21 protein-coding genes and 2 pseudogenes are annotated in these 22,399 nt (G+C 61.9%); 8 read left to right on the top strand and 15 right to left on the bottom strand.

What is annotated here, in order from left to right:
* Positions 1–131 precede the first annotated feature (131 nt).
* Positions 132–680, bottom strand: a pseudogene (locus A5645_RS12610) (type 1 glutamine amidotransferase domain-containing protein); the annotation flags it as partial.
* Positions 681–833: 153 nt separating this feature from the next.
* Here A5645_RS12610 and A5645_RS12615 point away from each other — a divergent pair.
* Complete coding sequence (locus tag A5645_RS12615; protein WP_253866971.1) at positions 834–1,871, top strand: hypothetical protein; 1,038 nt, start codon at positions 834–836, stop codon at positions 1,869–1,871.
* A 26-nt stretch (positions 1,872–1,897) separates the two neighbouring features.
* On the opposite strand, the gene A5645_RS12620 is transcribed toward A5645_RS12615, so the two are convergent.
* Positions 1,898–2,929 carry a hypothetical protein gene (locus tag A5645_RS12620; RefSeq protein ID WP_065129719.1) on the bottom strand — a complete coding sequence of 344 codons (1,032 nt, stop codon included), beginning with the start codon at positions 2,927–2,929 and terminating at the stop codon, positions 1,898–1,900.
* Between the two features lie 104 nt (positions 2,930–3,033).
* Between A5645_RS12620 and A5645_RS12625 the strand changes: the two genes are divergently transcribed.
* Positions 3,034–3,333, top strand: coding sequence for a hypothetical protein (locus A5645_RS12625; RefSeq protein ID WP_155767982.1), 300 nt, complete (start codon positions 3,034–3,036; stop codon positions 3,331–3,333).
* A 97-nt stretch (positions 3,334–3,430) separates the two neighbouring features.
* Here the strand turns inward: A5645_RS12625 and A5645_RS12630 are convergent, their stop codons facing one another.
* On the bottom strand, positions 3,431–3,943 hold the full coding sequence (locus tag A5645_RS12630) for a nuclear transport factor 2 family protein (protein WP_253866972.1): 513 nt from the start codon (positions 3,941–3,943) through the stop codon (positions 3,431–3,433).
* A 164-nt stretch (positions 3,944–4,107) separates the two neighbouring features.
* Here A5645_RS12630 and A5645_RS12635 point away from each other — a divergent pair, with 164 nt between their 5' ends.
* Positions 4,108–4,752: a TetR/AcrR family transcriptional regulator gene (locus A5645_RS12635; protein ID WP_065129722.1), complete on the top strand. Its 645-nt coding sequence runs from the start codon at positions 4,108–4,110 to the stop codon at positions 4,750–4,752.
* 17 nt (positions 4,753–4,769) lie between these two features.
* Here A5645_RS12635 and A5645_RS12640 read toward each other — a convergent pair whose 3' ends face one another.
* The 6 genes from A5645_RS12640 to A5645_RS12665 all read right to left on the bottom strand — a co-directional run bounded on the left by A5645_RS12640 (position 4,770) and on the right by A5645_RS12665 (position 10,384).
* The gene (locus tag A5645_RS12640) at positions 4,770–6,134 is read right to left on the bottom strand and encodes an LLM class flavin-dependent oxidoreductase (protein ID WP_253866974.1); all 1,365 of its coding nucleotides are present in this window, start codon (positions 6,132–6,134) and stop codon (positions 4,770–4,772) included.
* 119 nt (positions 6,135–6,253) lie between these two features.
* Positions 6,254–7,117 (bottom strand): SDR family NAD(P)-dependent oxidoreductase, encoded by an 864-nt coding sequence (locus A5645_RS12645; RefSeq protein WP_065129724.1) that lies wholly within the window; start codon positions 7,115–7,117, stop codon positions 6,254–6,256.
* Between the two features lie 11 nt (positions 7,118–7,128).
* Entirely contained in the window at positions 7,129–8,496 is a 1,368-nt protein-coding gene (locus A5645_RS12650) for a cytochrome P450 (RefSeq protein ID WP_065129725.1), read from the bottom strand.
* Between the two features lies 1 nt (position 8,497).
* Positions 8,498–8,740, bottom strand: coding sequence for a ferredoxin (locus A5645_RS12655; RefSeq protein WP_065129726.1), 243 nt, complete (start codon positions 8,738–8,740; stop codon positions 8,498–8,500).
* Between the two features lie 46 nt (positions 8,741–8,786).
* Positions 8,787–9,530: an SDR family NAD(P)-dependent oxidoreductase gene (locus A5645_RS12660; protein ID WP_065129727.1), complete on the bottom strand. Its 744-nt coding sequence runs from the start codon at positions 9,528–9,530 to the stop codon at positions 8,787–8,789.
* A gap of 83 nt (positions 9,531–9,613) precedes the next feature.
* Entirely contained in the window at positions 9,614–10,384 is a 771-nt protein-coding gene (locus tag A5645_RS12665; RefSeq protein ID WP_065129728.1) for an SDR family NAD(P)-dependent oxidoreductase, read from the bottom strand.
* 156 nt (positions 10,385–10,540) lie between these two features.
* Here A5645_RS12665 and A5645_RS12670 point away from each other — a divergent pair, with 156 nt between their 5' ends.
* Both A5645_RS12670 and A5645_RS12675 read left to right on the top strand, forming a co-directional pair.
* Positions 10,541–11,728 carry a cytochrome P450 gene (locus tag A5645_RS12670; protein ID WP_065129779.1) on the top strand — a complete coding sequence of 396 codons (1,188 nt, stop codon included), beginning with the start codon at positions 10,541–10,543 and terminating at the stop codon, positions 11,726–11,728.
* 74 nt (positions 11,729–11,802) lie between these two features.
* Positions 11,803–12,309, top strand: a pseudogene (locus A5645_RS12675) (adenylate/guanylate cyclase domain-containing protein); the annotation flags it as partial.
* A 69-nt stretch (positions 12,310–12,378) separates the two neighbouring features.
* On the opposite strand, the gene A5645_RS12680 reads toward A5645_RS12675, so the two are convergent.
* Positions 12,379–12,999 (bottom strand): TetR/AcrR family transcriptional regulator, encoded by a 621-nt coding sequence (locus tag A5645_RS12680; protein WP_065129730.1) that lies wholly within the window; start codon positions 12,997–12,999, stop codon positions 12,379–12,381.
* Positions 13,000–13,101: 102 nt separating this feature from the next.
* Here A5645_RS12680 and A5645_RS12685 point away from each other — a divergent pair, with 102 nt between their 5' ends.
* The gene (locus A5645_RS12685; RefSeq protein ID WP_065129780.1) at positions 13,102–14,031 is read left to right on the top strand and encodes an alpha/beta hydrolase; all 930 of its coding nucleotides are present in this window, start codon (positions 13,102–13,104) and stop codon (positions 14,029–14,031) included.
* Between the two features lie 107 nt (positions 14,032–14,138).
* Positions 14,139–14,930, top strand: a complete 792-nt coding sequence (locus A5645_RS12690) for an SDR family NAD(P)-dependent oxidoreductase (RefSeq protein WP_065129731.1) — start codon at positions 14,139–14,141, stop codon at positions 14,928–14,930.
* Between the two features lie 255 nt (positions 14,931–15,185).
* Here A5645_RS12690 and A5645_RS12695 read toward each other — a convergent pair whose 3' ends face one another.
* From A5645_RS12695 to A5645_RS12715, 5 genes are all read right to left on the bottom strand, one after another.
* Complete coding sequence (locus A5645_RS12695; protein WP_065129732.1) at positions 15,186–15,926, bottom strand: TylF/MycF/NovP-related O-methyltransferase; 741 nt, start codon at positions 15,924–15,926, stop codon at positions 15,186–15,188.
* A gap of 219 nt (positions 15,927–16,145) precedes the next feature.
* On the bottom strand, positions 16,146–17,318 hold the full coding sequence (locus A5645_RS12700) for a CaiB/BaiF CoA transferase family protein (RefSeq protein WP_065129781.1): 1,173 nt from the start codon (positions 17,316–17,318) through the stop codon (positions 16,146–16,148).
* 27 nt (positions 17,319–17,345) lie between these two features.
* Positions 17,346–18,869, bottom strand: a complete 1,524-nt coding sequence (locus A5645_RS12705) for an aldehyde dehydrogenase family protein (RefSeq protein ID WP_065129733.1) — start codon at positions 18,867–18,869, stop codon at positions 17,346–17,348.
* Between the two features lie 15 nt (positions 18,870–18,884).
* Positions 18,885–20,090 carry an amidohydrolase family protein gene (locus A5645_RS12710; RefSeq protein WP_081288318.1) on the bottom strand — a complete coding sequence of 402 codons (1,206 nt, stop codon included), beginning with the start codon at positions 20,088–20,090 and terminating at the stop codon, positions 18,885–18,887.
* 65 nt (positions 20,091–20,155) lie between these two features.
* Positions 20,156–21,382, bottom strand: coding sequence for a cytochrome P450 (locus A5645_RS12715; RefSeq protein ID WP_172830527.1), 1,227 nt, complete (start codon positions 21,380–21,382; stop codon positions 20,156–20,158).
* A 323-nt stretch (positions 21,383–21,705) separates the two neighbouring features.
* Between A5645_RS12715 and A5645_RS12720 the strand changes: the two genes are divergently transcribed.
* The gene (locus A5645_RS12720; protein ID WP_065035591.1) at positions 21,706–22,395 is read left to right on the top strand and encodes a TetR/AcrR family transcriptional regulator; all 690 of its coding nucleotides are present in this window, start codon (positions 21,706–21,708) and stop codon (positions 22,393–22,395) included.
* Positions 22,396–22,399 lie beyond the last annotated feature (4 nt).

Consider the following 22,399-nt stretch of genomic DNA (forward strand, 5'->3'; position numbering starts at 1 on the left):
GCCGCAGCCGCACTGGTCAGTGCCGCCGCCGACGGCTTCGGCGACCAGCGCAACGCGGACACTGCCCAGCCGAGCGGCTTGTCGAGCTGCGGATCCGAACCGTTGTGGTTGCTGACCGTCTGCGATTGATCCGTCGACTCGCCAAAGATGTCAAGGATCGCCGGCAAGAACGCCCTCATGTCCTGGGGCCCCCTACTCGTGACGAGATTGCCGTCACGCACGACCTCGCGGTCAAGCCAGGTGGCGCCGGCGTTCACCAGGTCGTCACGGATCCCCGGCCACGAGGTCAGGGTCCGCCCATCGAGCAATCCTGCCGACGCAAGCACCCACGGCCCGTGACACAACGTGGCGATCGGCTTTCCAGCCTGGTCGAACGCGCGGACAAATTCCCGGGCCGCCGCCGACTGCCGCAACAGGTCGGGGTTGATAAAGCCGCCGGGAAGCAGCAATCCGTCGTAGGCGCCGGGGTCGGCGTCGGTGACAACCTTGTCCACACCGACCCGCGTGGCCGGCATGTGCAGGTTCACTCCCCGTATCCGTCCGTGCCGCAGGGAAATGACGTCGACCTTCGCGCCGGCAAGTTGCAACGCGCGCATCGGGATCGTCAACTCGACTTTCTCGAAGCCATCAGCCGCCAGAGCGGCGATTTTTCGTCCTGACAGGCGACGCACGTTGGGCATGGCTTCCTCGCTTCACTCGTGGCCCCATAGCGGGCCGACGGCTGACCAATCCGTCCACGCGTACCCACATACGACGAGTGCACACATGCTCCAACTTGGGCGACGTTTGGCCGCGCGGAGCCCGGGTAGGCGAGGATGATGCCAGGCGAACCAATGTCAATCTTGCTGATCGCCGATCCCGGAGCGCCCACGGCGATTGCCGAACGCCTGTCCGGTTGGCTAGGGGCGGCGCTCACGGACGGGGCCGCGGCAGGCGACAAGTGGGAAGTGTCTGTGCGTCGTCACGCCTACCCAATCGACGAGCATGCCGAAGTATCGGAGGTGGTCGGCACCATCGACCCGAGTGGTGAATCGGAGGACATTGTCGTCTATCTGACGGACCTGCCCCGACGCCAGGGGACCACCCCGGTGATAGCCGACATCAGCATGTCTGGCCGACTCGGAGTGATTTCCATTCCCTGCGTCGGTGGTGTGTTCATCGACCGCCGGGTGGCGAACCTGGCGCAGACCATCGTGGCCGAGGTAACGGGTGAGTCGGACAAGTGCAATCCGTCGGTGAAGAGGCTCACGCGGACGCAGGACCACGACGTTGTCCGCTACGTCGGGCCGAGAACTCTGTCACGTCTGCGACTGCTGGCGGGGATGGTTTACGCGAATCGCCCGTGGCGACTGGTTACCGGCATGTCCAAGGTGATGATGGCGGCATTCGCCACGGGCGCAGTAAGCCTCGCGTATCCGACGATGTGGCAGCTGTCGGACACCATGGGCCGCTGGCGATTGAGCACGGCGACGATTTTGGCGAGTACAGCGTTGATCGCCTGGCTCATCATCGAACACAAATTATGGGAACGCCCGCACTCACCTGACGAACGTGAACGCGCGGCGCTATACAACGCATCTACTGTCGTCACGCTGTTGATCGGTGTCGTGATCTTCCACGCTGCGTTGTTTCTCCTGCTGCTGGTGACAGCCTGGTGGACGCTCCCTCCGCAATTGGTCGCCAAGAACATTGGCCACCCTGTCAGCCTCCCGACCCTGTTGTTCATGGCCTGGCTCGTGGCGGCGGTCGCCACGTTGGGCGGTGCCCTGGGATCGGGGATGGAGGACGACGACGCCGTGAAGGCGGCGGCATACGGTATTCGACAAAGGCAGCGATTCGCACAGGCGAACTCGCGCACACCCGGCAACTGAGTCGGCCGGGCACCCGCAACCGCGAGTCAACGAATAGCTCTGTCTTCCAAGGCCGCGGTCAACCCGAATTTCTCGGCGAAACCCATCAAGTCACCGCCGGAGACCACATGAGTAGTACGTTCATTCCGCCTAGGCACATCTCCTCGCCACGTGAATCTGAATCTCGACCCCACCAAATCGAGGCACCCGATCGTCAGTGGCCGCGCACCCGGAAGGGACACAACGAGGCCGGTGATCGCGGGATAGTTATAGGTGCTTCCATCGCCGCTCGTGACACTGTCGGGCTGGAAGACCGCCGGTGTTGCGGTCACATGCCCGCGCGACGCCCAGGCAGTGGGCCCATCGCTATCCGGCTCGATCAGGCGGATCGCATCGTCGTCCATGTCGACGATCAGGCTCGGCCGCGAAAGTGATTGCTGCAGCCGCAGGTGTTTTCGGAAGGCAAACGACCCCAGCTGCTCGGCCAGATAAGGGTTGGGAAAAAGCAAGCAGCGAGTCGGTTCCGTCAGTGCAGGCCCGCGTGCATCCGCTCCATTGAGGCTGCCGCCCAGGGCGAGAAGCTCATCGAACTCCGCGGACCACAACCACGCGTCAACGACCGAAACGGGCGGGCCATCGAGCCGCGTGGTAGGCGCGATCCGACGGTCTCGTCCGCCGAGAACAAAGCGGTGCGAATCAGATTCAAGGTGGAGCGCTACGCCCATCGTCGCCCAGGGGCCCAGCTTTGCCTCAACTAATGAAAAGACACCCCGATTGACGATCAGGGCATCACTTGTGACGTCTATGAGAACCTTTCGGCGCGAACGCCACCACAGGTAGGTCAGCCAAATCAGGGCCACCAACACGACTACGGCGATCACTGCACCCAAGCCCCACCGCATCCATGGCCGCAGCGAGTTCACCATGGTCAAGGCGAAGACGGCCGCTGCCACCGCGGTGTAGGCGACGTAGAAGATTCCCTTCCTATTTCCGGTTACCAATTCATTCATTCGGGAAGAGAGGGGTGGTGCGGATGCCACGAACTGGCGCGACGCCGCCGATCGGTCGTTGACGCTCATGCCTCCGAAGTATCCGGCACCGGGCTGCTACCGAACCCAACATTCGCGGGACTGCCCAACTCCTCGCACCCGTGGATCGGTGCGACATCGCCGGAATCGTGTCGATGACCAACTCGGCCGTGGTGCATCGCGATTCTCGCGACTGCGAAATGAACAATTTCGAGCTGGCTTTCACCGAACAGGTCAAGGCGAAGGCTTGCGTATTCTTAAACGCTATTGCCCACCGGTCCGGGATTCCCCTTCGGTCTCAATGTCTCCTCCGAACGTTGCCGCTGCCCGCGAACATCAGGCGCCAGTTTGGCGAGAACGCGGATGTCGAAGCGGTCGACCAGCACGTCCGGGGGATCATTCAGAACGCGCTGGACGAAATGAGCCGGCAACGCCGCTTCCCGTTCTTCGGCTGACCAGTTCCGACTGCGCGGAAAAGGTGATCGGACATGACGGCTGTTCGATGAGCACCGGTAGCCGATCTGAATTGTCAAGTGGTCCAACGACCGGCGCCTACCAGCGCGCTGGCGCCGGGTAATCGATGGTCAGGGGACGTTGGTAGGACAGGTCGCTGCGGTCCCGGGTGCCGACGAGGTAGCCCTTCTCCGTGAAGAACGAGGATTGAAGCACGCGAGCGTCGGCCAAAAACATGCCCTCCACCGTTGATCGCCGAACCGTGATGCGCCACATGTCATCTCGTCGCTCCAAGCGGTCGATGTAGCGGCCGGTGATGAATTGCGCGCTCTTTCCGTCGGGTCCTATCAGTACGACGATGACATAGCTCTCGGCATGTGCAGTGTCTCCGTCGATCTCGCAGGTGTGGGTGGTGATGTTGTGCGTATGCACGCGAGAGGTTTCCGCATGGGTGCGGTTCGCCCATTCGCCGTAGTCGGGACCCGCATTGACGGCGTGGCCGTGCTCGTCGACGCCGTCATTGTGGTATGCCGACGTGATGAGGTCGACGTCGTGACGGTCGCAGCCGCGGGCATGGCGGGAGATGCAGTCGAGGATCTCTGTGCGATCCATCAGGTAGCGCACGTCCTGCCTAAGAGTGTCTCGCTGGACATACATGGTCATGTGGTCCCGCCTAACGCGTCGGTAAACGTCGACGTAAGTCGACGCTGGTGGCACTATACGAATGTACAGCAGCCTCGGGTGGACAATACGAGTTATCGACAGATCGGAAGGCCATGACGACATCCGCGCGGCGCGTAGGCGCTGAAACGTCCAAGACTAGGGACGCGCTGCTCGACTGCGTCGAAAAAATGATGCTCGACGAGGGCTATCCCAGCGTCACCTACCGGGCGCTCGCAACGAAGGCGGGTGTCACGCCGAGCCTGGTTCAGTACTACTTTCCCAATCTCGACGACATTTTCGTTGCTGCCATCAGGCGCTACTCCGAGCGCAACCTGACCTATCTCACCGAGACACTGGAACGCCGCGCCGATGAACCCCTGCGTGCCGTATGGGAGTACTCCTGGGAAGAGGCGACGGGCGCATTGATGACCGAGTTCATGGCACTCGGAAACCACCGCAAGTCCATTCGCACCGAGATCGCCGCGGTCACGGAAAGCGTGCGCAAGATGCAGCTGGATGCGCTTGTTGCCAAGTTCGGCAAAAACGCTCGACCAATCGGTGACTTATCGCTTCCAGCGCTGCAGCTACTGATGTCGGGGCTGCCGAAGTTCCTCAACCTCGAGGAGGGCATCGGCGTCAGGTCGGCGCATGACGAGGTCACCAAAGCGTTCACGCGCTACATCGATGCCGTGGAACCACCCGCCAACCCCCGCAAGCGGAAACCGGCTTCGCGCCGGCGCGGTGCGGCCAGGACCTGAGACCTAGGACTGGCGTTTCATCCGCCGCAGAACATCCCACGGTAGCCGTAGGCGGGATGCCGCTGACTGATGTCTGCCGTAGGCGCGTCAAAGAGCTTTTCGCGCAGGGTTCCCGGACTGTACTCCTTCTGCATGAGGCCCTTGTCCTGGAGTACCGGGACCACATACTCGAAGAATTCCTCGTAGCTTTCAGGCAGCAACGCGTTCATGACCTGAACCCCGTCAACTCCTGCGGCCTGGTACGCAACCAGTCGCGCAGCGATGGTTTCCGGCGATCCGACAACCATCTGCGGTAATGACAGCGACGACAGAAAGTCTTTAATTGTCGGCTTGGCGCCTTCGGGCCACGCGTTGATCATCGAGATGAATGCGCCGCGGATACCGGGAATCTCGTCAAGGATGTCCTCGAGCGGCGTCGACGCGTCATAACGGCCCAGATCAATGCCACTCAGGCTCGAGAAATATGCCGTCTGCGCTTCCTGGCTGCGAAACTCCTCCAATTCGCCCCACTTTCGCAGAGCCTCCTCGTCGGTCGATCCGACGATGAACATCATTGCCTGAAGGAACTTGATGTCACCGTCCCAGCGCCCTCGCTCGCGAGCCAGTCCCCGCACAGTGTCGATCTGCGCGGTGATGGTCTCGAGGGACATCGCCGAAAGAAACATGAGTTCCGCATGGCTGCTTGCGAATTCGAGTCCGGCTGGTGAGCCGCCGGCTTGGGCCAGCACGGGCGTGCGTTGCGGCGATGGCTCCATCAAGTTGAAACCTTCGACGCTGTACCGCTTACCCTCGTGGTTGATGTCATGCACCTTCGCGGGGTCGGCATACACGCCGGCTGACGGGTCGTCGACGATAGAGTCGAGGTCCCATGACCCTTCCCAGAGTTTGTATGTGACGTCGACGTACTCGTCGGCCCACGCGTAGCGCTCATCGTGCGAGAGGTTGCCGGGCAGTCCGAGGTTTCGGAACGCACGCTCGTTGGCCGAGGTGACGATGTTCCACCCGACACGCCCGTTTGTGAGGTGATCGAGGGTAGAAATTGCGCGGGCGAAGACGAAGGGGTGATGAGAAATAACCGAACTGGTGTAGAGAAATCCAATGTCGGCCGTCTCGCGAGCCATTGCCGGAATGAGCATGGTGCAGTCGCCGATGGGCACGTTCATCGCCATCTCGAAGATCACGTCGCGCGATCCCTTGTACTCACCCTGGACGCCGATGACATCGGTGAAGAAGAAGGCGTCGATCTTGGCGCGTTCAGCCTTCTTGGCCAGATCTACCCAGAGATCGAAGCCCTTGAACTCGCGGTTCCGGGCACGTGGATGACGCCAGATCCCGTGGAAGTTGTGCCCGATCGAGTCCATCACCAACAACGTGAAGATCATGCGTTTCGGCACTGTGTCCTCGTCTCGACTCGGCGGGAAGGTGCTGTACGTCCGTATGCTATACGATCGTATGGTGCCGAGCTGGGGTCCGGCAACTACGGTGCGCTTGTCTTCTGCCATCACCGCATGACGTGTGCGCACTGCCGGTGCGGATGGACGTCGAACAGGTCGCGGTAGGACGGCGGTTGGCGTCCACCGTCGTCGGTTATGCCGTACCTGACCGCCAGTTCCGCACCGATCAGCGTCTGTCCGCTCACCGTCATCAGGTCCGGGTCGTTGTAGAGGGCCCAGATGACGTGTCCCGTGAATTCGGGCGTCTCCGCGGATTTGAGGATGTGACCGAACTTTTCGGGGTTGCTCGCGATGATCTTTCGCACCCTGTCGGTGAGCAGCGATCCCATCCAGATTGACACGGCCGCGATCCCGTACTCACGAAAGTCGAACGCCATGTCGGCGGCCATCTTGTCGGTTCCGGCTTTCGGGACGCCATAGGCGGGTCCGAACGCATAGTGAACCGCACCTGAGGATGACGAGAACGCGACCAATCCCTTGCGCTGCGGAAGCATCAGGGGCGCGGCATGGACGGTGGCGACGTAGCTGCTGCGCAGACCGACGTTGAGTGTGTCGAGGACCCTGAGAGGCTCCTCCCAGAACTTGGTACGCCCCATCATCTCGTCACGGATGATGGCGGCATTGTTGACCAGTATGTCGAGCCGGCCCGCTTCCTCGCGTATCCGCTCGAACAACGCCTTGACCTGCTCGTCGTCGCCATGGTCCACGCCCACCGCGATTCCCTCGCCGCCCGCAGCGGTCACCTGGGCGGCTGTCTCGTCGATGCTGCCCTTCGACGGCGCTGCGGCGTCGGTCCGGGTGCGGCCGGTGACGTATACCTTGCAGCCGTGGCTGCCGAGTGCGCGGGCGATGCCGGCTCCCGCGCCGCGGCTGGCTCCCGTCACAAGGGCGACGGGCTTGTCGTGGGGCATAGATGTGTTCCTCACCTCGAGATCTTGGCCGTCTCCTTGTATTCGGTGATGGGACGGGCCAAATTTTGCTCTTCACAAACCTTTTGCAATCGCTGCACGGTCTCAGCCACGCCCGGTCCCGATCTAGGGCCAGGAGTGAACGAGGCGGGTAGGTGACGCATGCCTTGAATCACGCCGATGCTGTCGTAGTGCACGGTCCCCTCCGCCAGGCACTGATAGTCCGGCATCCGGTCGAGTACCGCGGTGAGCATGGACTTGAACACGGTGCGGGCCACATTCGACCCGATACACCGGTGCACGCCAAGACCGAAGCTGAAGTGGCGGTTGCCCTTCCGGTCGAGCACCACACTGTCGGGATCGCTGAACAGCGCCGGGTCGCGGTTGGCCATCGCCCAGGACAGCCATAGTCGTTCGCCCTCTTGCAGGCTGATGCCGAACATTTCCTTGTCTTCGGAGATGGTGCGCGCGTCACCTGGCGCCGGGGTGAAGTAGCGCAGGAACTCTTCGGTGGCGGAGTTCAGCAGGTTGTGGCGGTCGTCGCTGAGTCGCGTGCGCTCCTCGGCGTGCCGCGACAGCCACTCCAGTGCGTGCGCGGTCAACGCCGTGGTGGTGTCGAACCCGCCGCCGATGAGCAAATTCAGCATGCCGATCAGCTCGATATCGGGTGGTGCCTCGCCGTCGATCCGGAGCTTGGCCAAGGCGTCGATGATGCCCGGGCGGGGGCGTTCGCGGATCTCGACTAGATTGGCATAAAGGTCGACTCCCATAGCCAGATACAGCTCGCGCATCCTCGCGGCCTCGGGCGAGTCCGGTTGCGTGTAGACCAACGCATGTGCCGGCTCGTTGTAGACCGTCCACTTCTCCAGCGGGATCCCGAGCATCGCCAGTGTGAGCACGGCCGGCACCACGTTGGCAAGGTCATCGACGAAGTCCATGCGCCCGGTTTCGATGTGGTCGTCGATGCAGGCGCGCGTGATCTCGTCGACGAACGGCTCCCACCGCTTGACCGCAGCCGGCGACAGATAGGGATTGAGCGCAGTCCGGTAGTACCGGTGCTCGGGATCGTCCATCTCGAGCATGCCGCCGCGGAAGTTCTCCGATTCGACGGTCAACGGTATCGAGATGCCTTTGTAGCCTCGGCGTTGATGGTGAACGTCGTGATCGTTGGACACATGCGGGCAGCGCGCAAGCTCAAAGACCTCGCGGCCGCCTGCGGCGACCCAGTGCCCGCCGTAGGTATCAGTCCAGGCGATTGGACACCGCCGGTGCATGTCGTGGGTGATGTCCAAGAAATGCTCACGATAGCCAGCGGAATGGCGATCGAACGGGTACTGGGGAGCCTCGGACCGATCGACGGGCTTGCTGGACGGGGCACTCACGTCACTGTTCCCGTCGCCGGTCCTGTGCGTCGCGCCCGGCGGCCACACCTTCGCCCATCACCGTGATGGCTTGCTCGGGGCACGAATTCACCGCTTCGACGACTGATTCGCGCCGTTCGGAAGGCACGGCCTCGACGACGGCGTGCGCATGGCCGTCGACATCGTCGAGCTCGAACGATTCCGGCGCAATCATGGCGCATAAGGTGTGGCCCTGACATCGTGAAGGGTCAACTTTGATCCGCACTCGGCCTCCCAAATCTGTCGTTGTGCAACGCTTCTGGCTTGGTGTGTCAAACGACTGCCGCCCCATTGACGCCGATGACCTGTCCGTTGACATAACCCGCGCCCTCCGAACACAGGAAGGAGCACACCGCGGCGACCTCGTCGGCAACGCCGAGGCGCCCCGCCGGGATCGCTTGTATCAGCACCTCCGTCCCGGGAAGCTTGCCCTCTTCCTGTTGCTGCCGAAGCATCGGTGAGTCGATGACAAACGGCGGCACGGTATTCGCCGTAATCCCCTTGCGCGCGTAGTCGAGTGCGACTGTCTTGGTCATCGCGATGACTCCGCCCTTGGTGGCCGCGTAATGCCCCTGCCTGGAAGCACCCTGCTGGCCCGCCGCCGAGGAGATGGTGACGATACGCCCCCACTTCCCCGTCACCATGTCCGGCAGCGCCGCCCGTACGCACAGAAACGTGCCAGTGAGGTTGACCGCCACATACCGATTCCACTCGTCGAGGGTGATTCGGTCGAACCGCGTGAATCCTGCTATTGCTGCACTGGTAACGAGAATTTCGACCGGCCCAAGAGCGTCACGAACGGTGGCGAAGGCGGACGCCACTTCCGCTTCGTCGGATATATCTGCACCGACAGCGATCGCCGTGCCTCCTGCCGTATGGATCTCTGCGGCAACCTCTTTGGCCCTGGCAGTATTTTGGTCCACGATGGCGACGCGATGTCCGTCGGCCGCGAGCTTGGCACTTATCGATTGACCCAAGCCAGATGCCCCGCCGGTTACCAGCGCAATTCGGCTCACTCACACCACCTCTCGACGCTGCACACCCATGCTATACGACTGTATAGCGCAATTGCGGGTGACACAAGGAGGCTCGCCCGGAATCAGACGCCCGCCGGTCCCGGCGCTCCATGCATATACAACGTCTGGCCGGAGCAGAAACTTGACGCGTCCGAGGCGAAGAAGAGGACGCCATAGCCGATCTCGTCCGGTTCGCCGAGTCGGCCGAGACCGTTCGTCATCGCGATCGCCTCCGGATCGAGCCCATATCGCGCGGCGTCGTCGGTCAAGGTGGCGGCGCGGACGGCGCCAACCGCGATGGCGTTTACCCGAATGCCCTTCTTGGCCCACGCTGCCGCCATGGACCCGGTCAGATTGTTGACCGCAGCCTTGGCCGCACCGTAGGGCGCCGCCTGCGGCATTGCCAGCAAGCTTGCGCCCGACGAGATATTGACGATCGCGCCTTTCCCCTGCGCCATCATCGGTTTGGCCGCCGCCTTCGACAAGTGCCAGACGGCCTTGAAGTTCAGCGCGAGCACGTTCTCGAAGTCATCGTCCGGCCACTTCATGATCGACTTGGTTTCCGCTCCCCCTGCGCAGTTGACCAATACGTCGAGTCGACCGAACTCCTCGATGGTCTTGTCGACCAGTCCGCGACACGCTTCAGCGGTGGTGACGTTGGTGGAAATTGGCAACGCACGGCGCCCCAATGCCAGCACCTCTTTGGCCGTCGATTCGAGGGGGTCCGGACGTCGACCGGCCAGCACCAAATCGGCGCCGTGCTCGGCCAGCACCAACGCGGCCCCCCGGCCGATGCCGGTGCCACCTCCGGTGATGACCGCGACGCAGCCCTCGAGTGAAATCCGACTGTTCATTGCACTCCCTCGATGCGCCTGAATTTAACCGAACCGCCCCGGTTGTACGATCGTACAGCGGAGCCAACTTGCTTGTGCACGTTTGTCTCGACAAAGTGCTGTGCTGTACGCTTGTACAGCACAGCACGAATGCGAGCCGCAGGCGAGGAGCCGACGTTGAGTGATCTGTACTACGACCCGTGGGACGTTGACATCGACTTGGATCCCTATCCGACTTATCGTCGCCTACGAGACGAGTGCCCGGTCTACCACAACGAGCGGCATGACTTTTGGGGGATAAGCCGTTACGCGGACGTCGATGCCGCGTTGAAAGACACGGCGCGGCTCAGTTCCGCGAAAGGCGACATTTTGGAAGTCGTTATGACAGATCCGGTGATGCCGCCGGGCATCTTCATCAACGAGGACCCGCCACTGCACACCATTCACCGTGCGATCGTGTCCAGGGCGTTCACCCCGAAGAAGATGCGAGCCATCGAGGACAAAATTCGCGGCTTTTGTGCTGCCTGTCTTGATCCGCTAGTCGGTAGCGAAAGCTTCGACTTCGTAAAGGATTTGGGAGCCGAACTCCCCATGCGCACGATTGGAATGCTTGCCGGCATTCCCGACGCCGAACAGCCGGCCGTGCGGGCGCATGCCAATCAGGTGCTGCGCAACGAAGCCGGACAACCGATGGCAGTCAAGAAGGACCGTTACTTCACCGGTGAAATGTTCAGCGAATACGTGGAGTGGCGGGAGAATAATCCTTCGGATGATTTGATCACTGAGCTGCTGAACGTCGAGTTCGAGGACGAAAACGGCATCACCCGCAGGCTGACCAAACAGGAGCTCACCGTGTTCCTGGCGGTCGTCGCGGGCGCCGGCGTCGAGACAACGGGGCGCATGTTCGGCTGGATGGGCAAAGTCCTGGCCGAACACCCCGACCAACGCAAAGAACTGGCCCAGGACCACGGGCTGATACCGACCGCCATCGAAGAACTGCTCCGCTTCGAGCCGCCCGGCCCGCATGTGGCACGCTACGTCGCCAGCGATGACGTCACGTTTCAAGGACACGTGGTGCCGGCCGGCAGCGCCCTGCTGGTCATGTTGGCGTCAGCCAACCGCGACGAACGCCACTTCGACGACCCCGACAGGTTCGACATTCGCCGAAAACCAGGCGGTCACCTGACCTTTGGCCGCGGAGCGCACTTCTGCGTGGGTTCTCCCCTGGCCCGCTTAGAGGGCCGCGTAGCGCTCGAAGAGGTGCTGAAGCGATGGCCGGATTGGGACGTGGACATGGCCGCGGCGCGACGCTCACGCACCTCCACGGTGCGCGGTTGGGACAGCATGCCGGCCGTCGTCGGCTGACAGGGCGACCTCGGCTGCACTACTGGCCCTGCGGTTCACCTAACCTTCGGCGTTGACGTCTCCCCGAGATGCGGCTTTCAGTGTGGACACGCGCGGTCACCTTTCTGCTTACCGATATCGAGGGCTCCACCGCCGCGTGGGAGGCCGATGCCGACGCTATGGCGAGGGCACTCGCGCGACACGACGAGCTCGTCGAGCAAGTAGTCACCTCCCGCGGCGGGCGGCTCGTCAAGACGCGCGGTGAAGGGGACGCGACGTTCTCGGTATTCGATCGGCCGTCGGCGGCAGCCGCCGCCGCAATCGAGCTGCAGGAAGCAATCCGTCACGAGCCGTGGGCGCTGCGAGAGCCCATGCGTATCCGCGTGGCCCTACACACCGGTGAGGTCGAGCTTCGCGACGGTGATTACTTCGGCCGTGCGGTCAATCGCGCTGCGCGGCTGCGGTCGCTGGCGACGGGTGGGCAGATCCTGTGCTCGGGTGCGACGGCAGAGCTGGTCATCGACACGATTCCGGATGATGTCGTGCTGGGTGACCTGGGCATGCGGCAGCTGAAAAACCTGCTACGCCCCGAGCAAGTGTTCGCTGTGCTGCAATGTGTTACCTGTGTCAATGATCCGGCTGATACCGGATGACGTGGTCGTACCCCGCGGTCATTCGCGGTGGACGCTTGACGGCTGCGACGGCTCACTGGGCGAATGACTTTGCCAAGTGTCACGATCGGCGTGCTCGTTCAGAGCCCAGCGTGAAGCCAGGGTGTCGCAAATGGTGCGTTGCTCGGTCTCATTCAGGTCGTGCATAAGGAGTCCTTCGACGGTGAAGATGCCGATCATCACCTCGGCTTCCACAGTCGAAGTTGAAACTCCCGCAGTCTCCAATTCGTAACGGAACATACTGCCGGTAATCAGGTGGAAGTTGCGATGCCACTCGGCGATGGAGGCCGAATGCTCGACGCGGGAGTGCACCGTCGTCACTAGGCGGCTCATCTGGCGCAACTGACGAACGACCCACAGCACTCGAGCGGGAATCGGTTCGGTCGCCACTTGTTGGTACTGCGGCCAGATGTCGGCCATGACGGAGTCAAGCACAGCGATCAGAACGTCGTCCTTATCCCCGAAGTACCAGTAGATGGTGTTTGGTGCGACCCCGGCTTCCTTGGCAAGGCGACTCATCGAGGTGGCGTCGTAGCCGGCGTCGATGAACAGCCGTCGTGCTGCCACGACAATTTCTGCACGCTTCTCGTCGGCGGCCTGCGGGCGTTTGTTCCGTGCCATCGTTCCCTCTATATCGACTAGATCACACTATGTTGAACGACATTCAAGAACTTGTTAGCTTTTGTTGAACGCCATTCAAGATACTCGATGGGGGCCGGAACCATGAATGAACGACTCAGTTACGTCCGACACGACGTCACTTTTATGTCCGAGGGCACATCCTGCGCCGCGTGGCTCTACCGGCCGGAAGGCGTTGAGAATCCGCCCATCGTCGTACTGGCTCATGGGTTTGCCGCCTTCCGCGAACTGCGCCTGGACGCCTACGCCGCACGATTCGCCGAGGCAGGCTACGCCGCCCTGGTATTCGACTACCGGCACTGGGGTGCCAGCGAAGGACAACCCCGCCGCATCCTTGACATCGCCAAACAGCACGCTGACTGGCGGGCCGCCATCGCCTACGCCCGCACCCTGGACAACGTCGACACCACCCGGGTCGTGGGATGGGGTTCCTCCTTCGGCGGCGGTCACGTCCTGCACTTGGCGGCCCGCGACCACGATCTCGCAGCCGCTGTCGTCCAGGTGCCGCACGTCACCGGACCCGCATCAGCGTTCTCTCAATCCCCCAAACTGGTCGCACGCCTCATCGCCGCAGGATTGCGCGATCAGGTCGGCGCATGGCTCGGGCGGGCACCGTACCGGGTGAAGTCCATCGGCAGGCCCGGCGAGGTCGCCATGATGACCTCGCCCGGCGCCTTTGAACTCGTCGAGGAGATGGCCGGGGGTGAAGCGGCCGAGCACAAGCGTGAGCAACTTCTCGCCGAAAACGACGTCGCCGCCCGCATCGCCCTGCGGGTGCCGCTGTACTCGCCGGGACGCAAGGTCGCAGACATCACGGCGCCGACCCTGGTGCAGCTCGCCAAACGTGACGACGTCACTCCCTACGCCACAGCTAAGAAGATCGTGGCGCGCATCCCCCGCGGTGAAGTCCGCTCCTATGACTGCGCGCACTTCGAGCCATACCTGGACCCGTACTTCGAGGGGATCGTGACCGACCAGATCGAATTCCTGAATCGCCACGTCCCACCGCTGTGACCCCAACGCCGGGCGTCCCCTATCCGGCAGATGCCCCACCCCCGCAGTGCACCCTTAACCTGTCGGCTTGTTGATGGCCGACGCCCACCAGTGAGGAACACCCACAGATGAACACGACCCGACGTGCCGCCTTGATCACGGGGGCATCTGCCGGCATCGGAGCGGCCTTCGCTCGCCACCTCGCCACGGAGGGCTACGACGTGCTGCTCGTCGCCCGACGCGCCGAACGCCTCGACGAACTCGCCACGCAACTACACCAACAGCACGGTGTGCGTGCCGAATTATTCGCCGCCGACCTCACCGACCCCGCCGCCCCGGCTGCGATCACTGCGCGCGCAACCGAATTGGGCCTGCCCATCGACGTGCTTATCAACAATGCAGGACTTTCTGCGAGCACCAAATTCTCCGACACACCATGGGACTCGGTCGCCGGGGAACTTCACCTGATGGTCACCGCAGTAACCGAATTGATGCACCGGGCCATCCCCGGCATGAAACAACGACGCTGGGGACGCATCATCAACCTGTCCTCACTGGCGGCGATGGCGCCGCCGGGAGAAGGGCTGCTGTACACCGGCATCAAGTCCTACGTACTGAACATGTCCCAATCCCTCGACATGGAACTAAAACCCCACGGCATCCATGTCACCGCACTCTGCCCCGGCTTCACCCACAGCGAGTTCCACGACGTAATGGGCTCCCGCGACGCTGCCGACCGCCTACCGGGCTTCCTGTGGCAACAGCCCGAACCCGTTGTCCGCGAAGGATGGGCAGCCGTGACCAACGGCAAGCCCGTCTGCATACCGGGCACCGTCAACAAGCTCACCGCCGGTGCCATACGACCAGTCCCACAACGTATTCAGTACTTCCTGGGCCGCACCTTCAATCCCTTCAAGTAGACGAAACTCAAGCCGCTGGCGTCGTTATGCAGGGCACTGCGTGTGGGGGAGCCTTTGCTGGTCCGTCCGTGCGAATGCCGGGTCCAGAGTTCGAATCCGGTCGCATACCGCTGCTCGACCACGGCTAACTCCTTGATCGAGGACTGTCAAGGATCAACTGACGTGATACAAGAACGAGTGGGTTTTGCGGGCTCGGTTTAGCGCCTTCTGCGCACACGTCCGTCGGCGTTCCGTACGGCGTACAGGCCGTTCATGTCAGGCGATTCGGACGACCGCTTGTTCAAAGTACTGATTATATGCGAGATAAACGGGCTTCTTTCCCGTCGCGTCCAAGAACTCCTGGAACGCCTTAAATTCATGCATTTCGGCTTCCGGGTAGTTATAAAACTCATCAAACACGATCACAGTGCCCGATACAATATTGTCAGCGAGCTGGTCGAAAATTTCCTTGGTCGAAGAATATATGTCACAATCGACGTGCAGAAAAGCGATAGGGTCAGACTTCAAAACCTGTTCTTTGAAATGCGCAAGCGTTTCGCTAAACATGCCTTTTACCAGGGAGACGTTGTGAAGAACCGGTGGCATCCATCCCTCGGCAATTACCCGAAAAGATCCGCGGGGAAAGGTGAGGTCGGTGCGAGTCCAGTCATCCGGAAGACCCTGAAACGAATCAAATCCCCAGATACGCTGCTCTGGGTTCAGCGCGGCAATGAAGTTGATGGTTTTTCCCGTACACACACCCATCTCCAGAAACGCTCCGCGCAGCGTCACCTGATCGGACCCGTATTTAAGCAGTGCCGCATCTGTGTTCAGAGCTTCTGCATTGTTGAAGTAAGTCGTCACGAACGCCCGCGCGGTGGGCGAATCCCGGTAATCTTTATCCATCGGATAAAAGTTCAGAACCTGCCGTCCCTTGTGCCATTCTTGGCTCGCGACGGGCATTTCCACTATCTGATCCCAGTCGTACCCGGTGCTATGCGTATGATCCGACGTCATTGACAGTCTCTTTTCGCGTCAACCTAAGACGGTATCCGATGAACTATACGGCATTAGTATGATCCGGTCAGCCGATTTACAGCCCATGCCATATGCCTGACATTGGTTCGTGCATTGGTCGCCTCCCGTCGCCGGTGGTGTCCGGCCGCCGGGCGACGGCGGAGTCATGATGGACGACCCCGCCTAGTCGCCGCAACGATATTTCAGCGAACCGCGTGTTCAGATTGCACCCGACGAACGAAGTCGCTCCATCCCGGCCGCGTCGTAGCCCGCCAGGGAGCCGAGTAACTCTTCCGTATGCTGCCCGACGCGCGGCGCTGCCGGCGGAGCAAATCCTTCGTCGGGCTTTGTCTTGATGCACGTCCCAATCAATTGCTGCGACGTCCCGTCGGGATGAGACTGCTCGTAGACGAGTCGGCGAGCCTTAGCGTGGTCGTCGTCGAACAGGTCTGGTCCCAAAAATGCTGGGGCTCCTGCGATATCAGTCGCAATGAAGAAGTCGGTCCATTCCCTGCGCGTGCGGGACTTGAATATCGCCGTTAACTCCACGCGCAGCCGGGCCTCTGCCTCGACATCCTCCCCCGGCTTCCGGCGCCCCGGTTCATAGAGATCCATCCTGCCGAGTGACTCGCAGAATCTCAGCCAGAACTTGTCCTCCAGGGCGTTGAACACCACGTAGTTGCCGTCATTCGTTTCGTAGTACTGGTAACGAAGCGAAGCGCGGATTCCCTCGCCGTAGGTGGGTTGACCGTTCGCCAGCGCGGTGAGGTGTTGAAAGTTCCAATTGATCGCCGCATCGACCTGCGCTACTTCAACGTATTGCGGCTTGCCGTCGCGCCCGGCGGCGTGCAGCGCGGCAAGTACGCCCATCGCGGCGTACAGCGGCCCCGCCAGAACACCTGTCGTCCCTGTCGCCGCCCCCGAAAGACGTGGCGTTCCATCGGCATCGATGATTGGCGGACTCAAGCCGGCGAAACAGTCGAAGGACAGCCCGTGTGTGGCTAACCGGGTGTAGGGCCCGTAGCTACCCATGCCATTGAGCACGCAATAGACAACTTTCGGGTTGACGGCGACGATGTCGTCGTAGCCGAAGCCCAGCCGGTGCGCGGTTCCGTAACGTAGCCCGTCGATCACCACCGCCGATGTCGCGGCCAGGCGGCGAAATGCCTGTTGCCCCTCAGGCGTTTTCAGGTTTATCGCCACACTCTTCTTGCCGCGGTTCCAGTGCGAGTCCTGCAGCTCGCCGCCGGAAACCACCGCACCGCGGAAACCACCGCCGCCAGGAGGCTCCACCTTGATCACCTCTGCCCCGAGGTCGGCCAGATGGCCGCCCAGCGCATCCGCGGAAAACAGCGACACTTCAAGGACCCGGACGTCTTTGAGAAATTCCAACACGCGACCTTTCAGAGTGCGGTGCGGCTACATCATGGTGATCGACTTCAGCTCGGTGTATTCCTCGAAACCCCAGCGCCCCTGCTCCCGGCCGAGTCCACTTTGCTTGAAGCCTCCGAACGGCCCCCCACCGTTGAACATGCCGCGCGCCGGTAGAGACCAGCCGGGGCCCTGCCCTCCCCCCGGATTGGCTCCTAGATCGACACCGGGTGCGACAGTCTGCACCATGATGGTGCCGGTTCTGACCTGCCTGGCGACGTTGAATCCCCTTGCGGAATTGCGGGTCACCACCAGACCCGCAAGACCGTAGATGGAGTCGTTCGCGATGCGGATGGCTTCGTCTTCGGAGCTGTAGGTCATCACCGCCAGTACAGGCCCGAACACCTCTTCCTGACATAAGCGCATGCCGCTGCGGCAGTCGACGAAAGCCGTCGGTTCGTAGTAGAAGCCGCGTTGAAGGTGTTCGGGACGTTTGCCGCCGACCACCAGCCGCGCGCCTTCCTGCACGCCTGTCTGAACGAAGGATTCAACTCGCCGACGCTGCTGATCCCTGATCAGCGGACCAACAACAGTCGTGGGATCACGCGGGTCCCCGACCGTGGTCATTGGAGCCATCGCTTTGAGGCCCTCGACATAGGCGTCGAGCAGGTGCTCGGGCAACAGAAGTCGCGACGTGACGGTGCATGCTTGTCCGGCATGCATCAGTACCTGCCCAAATCCTATTCCCGCAACGTCACTTTCGGTGACATCGTCGAGGACGATGTGCGCGCTCTTGCCGCCGAGTTCCAGCTGTGCGCGTTTCATCGTTGCCGCCGAAAGCTCGCGGATGCGCCGCCCGGTCGCCGTCGAACCCGTGAACCCGATCATGTCGACGCCTTTGTGGGTACACAGCTCCTCTCCCACTTCCGCTCCGCCCACGACGACATTGAACACACCAGGCGGAACGCCGGCTTCCTCGCTGACCTTGGCCAGCTCCAGGGCATTCATCGGAGTCCATGGGTGGGGCTTGAGCACCACAGTGCAGCCGACGGCCAACGCGGCCAAGCACTTCTGGATGTTGATCGAGAAAGGAAAGTTGAACGGCGTGATGACGCCGACCACCCCGACCGGTTCCCGGACCACCGTCACGCCGCCCAAGCCTGTCGGCGAAACTACAGGCCCGCCCGGTGTCTGCACCCACGTCACATCGTGTTCGACGAACTCCCCGTAGTAGTGGGCCGCCTCGATGGCACCGCCAACCTGAATCAAATCGGTGATGAAGCCGGTCGAGCCGATCTCGGCAACGATCAGCTCCCGAAGTTCCGCTTTGCGCTCATCGAGGATCTCAGCGAATCGCTTGATGATCTTTGCCCGTTCCCGCACGGACATCCACGGCCACGGACCTTCGTCGAAGGCTCGCCTCGCAGCCTCGATCGCCATTGCCGCCTGCTTTGGTCCACCGTCGACGACTCGGCCGATCAACTCTTCATTGGACGGATCGATAACATCGATGGTGCCGATGGCGTTGTCGTTCAACCACTTACCGTCGATGAAGCTGTTGTACTCCCGCATCAAACGAGCCGTTGATTACGTTAGCGTCGGATACGGGGCGGGCTCAAAGTCGAAGACCCGGCGGGCATTACCCTGCAGCACTTTGTACTTGTCGAGGTCGGACCGGCCGTCGAGTGCCTTATGAGCGGCCTGGAGGGAGTTGGGCCACAGGCTGTCGGTGTGCGGGTAATCCGTTTCAATCATCACATTGTCGACGCCGATGGAGTCGAGGTTAGCCGCCCCGAAGTCATCCTCGATGAAGCAGCCGTACATGTGGTCGCGGAAGAGCTGGCGCGGTGACTCAGGAAAAATCTCGGGGTCGGTGGGCACCGGGGTCAAGCGCATCGTGGCCGGATCCACCGCCCAGTTGTTGGCGCGCAGGTACTGGTAGTCGGTGGCGACGTGTTCTGCACGTTCGATGAGGTAGGGAATCCAGCCGATGCCGCCCTCGGCCAGCACGATCTTCAGGTCGGGGTACTTCTGCAGCTTGCCCGAGAACAACCAATCCGTGGTCGAGTTCGCGAGATTGAGGTTAATGTTGACCGCCTGCACCCCGAAGGGCGCGTCAGGCGACGTAGTGGGACTGACCGACGACGAGCCGATGTGCGTGCACAGCGGCATCTTCGTCTCGTTCACCGCCGCGAAGAAGTCGTCCCATTCTCCCGAGTGGATGGACGGCAATCCCAACGGGTGCAGGTTCTCAGAGAAGGCAATGGCTTTGGCGCCCTTGCCGGCACACCGTAGCGTCTCCTCGACGGCCAAACGGGTGTCCCACAACGGAACGATGACCATGGGGATGTAGCGACCAGGCGCTGCCGCGCACCACTCGTCGATGACGAAGTCGTTGTACGCTCGCACGCATTTCAGAGCCAGGTCGCGGTCACCGAGGTGGGCGAACATCTGACCACAGAACCGGGGGAAGAACGGAAAGTTCAGTCCCGCGATCACATGATCCTCGTCCATGTCGGGGATGCGGGCCACCGGGTCGAAGTATGCGCGGGGCATATCGTCGTAATTCACTGGCAGCGGGGAATACTCGGCCGGCCTTTGGTGAGCCGCGACCAAGATGCCCAGCACTGACGCGCGCGCTTGCTCGTAGACCCACGTATCGACACCATTGATGCGCTCGACGTGTGGCACGCGGTCGCGGTCGGCGGCCGATGCGCGGTCGACCCATAGGCTCGGGGGTTCGATGATGTGGTCGTCGACGGAGATCATCCATTGAAGATCTTGCTTGTCCACGGGTTCCTCCCTGATTTCGCTATTACTTTGGCTGCGAGACGATATCGGCCGTCGTCTGCCGCCTCTCACCGGCCGATGCGGGCACCCGGGGTAAAGACGACGGGCAGGGCGCGGTAGCCGCGGGTGACCGAGTTCCCGTGGAAATCAACTTTTGCCCCAGGGGGGATGGAGTAGTCGGGTATGCGATTCAGGGTCTGTTCGACGCCCACCCGAAACTCGAGCCGGGCGAGATTGGAGCCCAGACAGCGGTGGACGCCGGCTCCGAATCCGAGGTGACGGTTTGTCTGCCGGTCGAGAATGCACTTGTTCGGCTCGTCGAACTCGCGCGCGTCGCGGTTGGCGGCCGCATAGTTCACGACGACCGTCTCACCGGGACAGAACTTGTGGTCGCTTAGTTCAACCTCTTCCGCGACTGAGCGATGCAGTCCGTGGACCGAACCGGCGAACCGGATGAATTCCTCTATTGCCGTGGGCATCAACTCGGCTTCGCGTACCAGTCGGTCGCGCTCCGAAGCATGGGTGCCGAGATAGAAGAACGCGAACGACATTGCACTAGAGGTCGTTTCGAGCCCCGCTTGCACCAGCAGCATCACATTCGCGACAACGTCGTCGAAGCTCAATTTCTCGCCGTCGATCTCGGCGGCGAGGAGAACGTCGATCAGGTCGTCACGCGGCGGTTCACCACGACGCTTGTCGATCTCCTCGCGTACGCGGAGGTAGAGATTCGTCATCGAACCGTTTCGGATCTCTTCGCTCTCACCATTGATCGCGAGGTCGGCTGTCTCGATGTAGAGCGGCACGTCCTCAACGGGCATGCCGAGTACGTAACGGAAGAACACGATTCCAGGTTGCTGCCATGCAACATCTGCGAGATCGCCGCGGCCCAATTCAATGAAATTGTCGATCAACCCATCGGTGACCGCGCGCACCTGGGGCTCCAGCTCCTTCATCCGGCCCGGAGAGAAATACGGATTGAGAACCTTGCGAAGCTGTTGCTGCCGTGGGGGATCCAAGGTGATCACGATGTCGCCGAACGACATCGGGTTGCCCTCCAGTCCCAGGGGCTTGCTGGAAAAGCTGCGCCAGTTCCGCAAGATCTCGTAGCAGTCGTCGTAGCGGGTGGCGATCCACGCGCCCCCCGGTGTGGGTCCCAGGAATGGCACGTCCTGGTGACTGAACGGCCCGTTCTCCCGCATCACCGAGTAGACCTCGTAGAGGAATTCTTGATCGTTGAAATCCTCGTGACGAAGGTCGAGGTTCCGGGCGTGTTCGTCCGGTGATTTGCTCACCATGGGTAGTCCTTCCCGCCCCCGCCGACCTCGATACACCGCCAGCGGTCAGCTCGGCTAGACAGCCACCACCGAGGGGCCGACCACATTCCGGGCACGCCGCAATATTGCCGCCGTTCAAATGCCATCTGCGCCGGCCCTCGGATTTCTCGCACACGCCGAAATTTGCTTTGGCAGCACAGTAAATCGTCGACCGCGAGGAGTCAAGTCGCACTCGATAACTAGCTGAAAGCACTCAGGATCGACCTACCCGCGCAGTGCGTGCGAGCGGGCGGCACGCGTGCCGACTTCCCCCCAGCCGATGGCTGCTCGCTAAAGTATGGGTGATGACCACTGGCGCGCGGCGGCGAGTTCGCGACAAGGACGGCAAACAACGAGCCCTCCTTGAAGCAGCTGCTGAGGTGTTTGCCGAAGCGGGATACGCGGCCGCGGCGACGAAGGAGATCGCCCGTCGCGCGGACTGCTCGGAGGCGATGCTGTTCCACTACTTCGGGGACAAGCGAGGCATCTTCGAGCAAGTCGTTTCTCGACAGATCGCGGACCTGGTCAGTGAGGCCGAAGAGCAAGTCGTGGCGGACCTGCCTACGCGTTTCGAGGACTATATCGAGCGGCTTTTCTTCGCGAGATTAAGGATCGATGACCGCGACAGTGGCGTTCCCGGCTGGGACATCTCCGGTCGCGCGTTGTCAGATCCCGACTTCTCGCTGCGGGTGCTGCAACCCAATCACGCACGCCGTACGGCCGTTATCGCCGAAGGCGTTCGCCACTACCAGGCCGCGGGGCAGATCCGGGCCGATATCGACGCCGACCTGTTCGCCGAGTTGCTGGCCAATTTCATCATCTTCACGACGAGCCTCGGGCCACGCTGGTTTGGTACCGCCGAGTCAGACATCCGTGCGCAGATCGAACTGGGTTCGCAAATCCTCGCCAAAGGGGTAAGCACATCGACTACGAAGCCGCCCGCAAAACGCAGCGGGCGGGTCCAACGGTCCCCCAAGGTGCGTGCGGCCGACTGAAAAC

It is taken from the genome of Mycobacterium asiaticum (assembly GCF_001673635.1).
Classification (GTDB): domain Bacteria; phylum Actinomycetota; class Actinomycetes; order Mycobacteriales; family Mycobacteriaceae; genus Mycobacterium; species Mycobacterium asiaticum_C.

What these genes read in the sequence shown, in the direction of transcription:
- A5645_RS12615 (WP_253866971.1), top strand. Translation starts at nt 834, where the DNA reads ATGTCAATCTTGCTGATCGCCGATCCCGGAGCGCCCACGGCGATTGCC.
- A5645_RS12620 (WP_065129719.1), bottom strand. Translation starts at nt 2,929, where the DNA reads ATGAGCGTCAACGACCGATCGGCGGCGTCGCGCCAGTTCGTGGCATCC.
- A5645_RS12625 (WP_155767982.1), top strand. Translation starts at nt 3,034, where the DNA reads ATGACCAACTCGGCCGTGGTGCATCGCGATTCTCGCGACTGCGAAATG.
- A5645_RS12630 (WP_253866972.1), bottom strand. Translation starts at nt 3,943, where the DNA reads ATGGATCGCACAGAGATCCTCGACTGCATCTCCCGCCATGCCCGCGGC.
- A5645_RS12635 (WP_065129722.1), top strand. Translation starts at nt 4,108, where the DNA reads ATGACGACATCCGCGCGGCGCGTAGGCGCTGAAACGTCCAAGACTAGG.
- A5645_RS12640 (WP_253866974.1), bottom strand. Translation starts at nt 6,134, where the DNA reads ATGATCTTCACGTTGTTGGTGATGGACTCGATCGGGCACAACTTCCAC.
- A5645_RS12645 (WP_065129724.1), bottom strand. Translation starts at nt 7,117, where the DNA reads ATGCCCCACGACAAGCCCGTCGCCCTTGTGACGGGAGCCAGCCGCGGC.
- A5645_RS12665 (WP_065129728.1), bottom strand. Translation starts at nt 10,384, where the DNA reads ATGAACAGTCGGATTTCACTCGAGGGCTGCGTCGCGGTCATCACCGGA.
- A5645_RS12680 (WP_065129730.1), bottom strand. Translation starts at nt 12,999, where the DNA reads ATGGCACGGAACAAACGCCCGCAGGCCGCCGACGAGAAGCGTGCAGAA.
- A5645_RS12685 (WP_065129780.1), top strand. Translation starts at nt 13,102, where the DNA reads ATGAATGAACGACTCAGTTACGTCCGACACGACGTCACTTTTATGTCC.
- A5645_RS12690 (WP_065129731.1), top strand. Translation starts at nt 14,139, where the DNA reads ATGAACACGACCCGACGTGCCGCCTTGATCACGGGGGCATCTGCCGGC.
- A5645_RS12695 (WP_065129732.1), bottom strand. Translation starts at nt 15,926, where the DNA reads ATGACGTCGGATCATACGCATAGCACCGGGTACGACTGGGATCAGATA.
- A5645_RS12705 (WP_065129733.1), bottom strand. Translation starts at nt 18,869, where the DNA reads ATGCGGGAGTACAACAGCTTCATCGACGGTAAGTGGTTGAACGACAAC.
- A5645_RS12715 (WP_172830527.1), bottom strand. Translation starts at nt 21,382, where the DNA reads ATGGTGAGCAAATCACCGGACGAACACGCCCGGAACCTCGACCTTCGT.
- A5645_RS12720 (WP_065035591.1), top strand. Translation starts at nt 21,706, where the DNA reads ATGACCACTGGCGCGCGGCGGCGAGTTCGCGACAAGGACGGCAAACAA.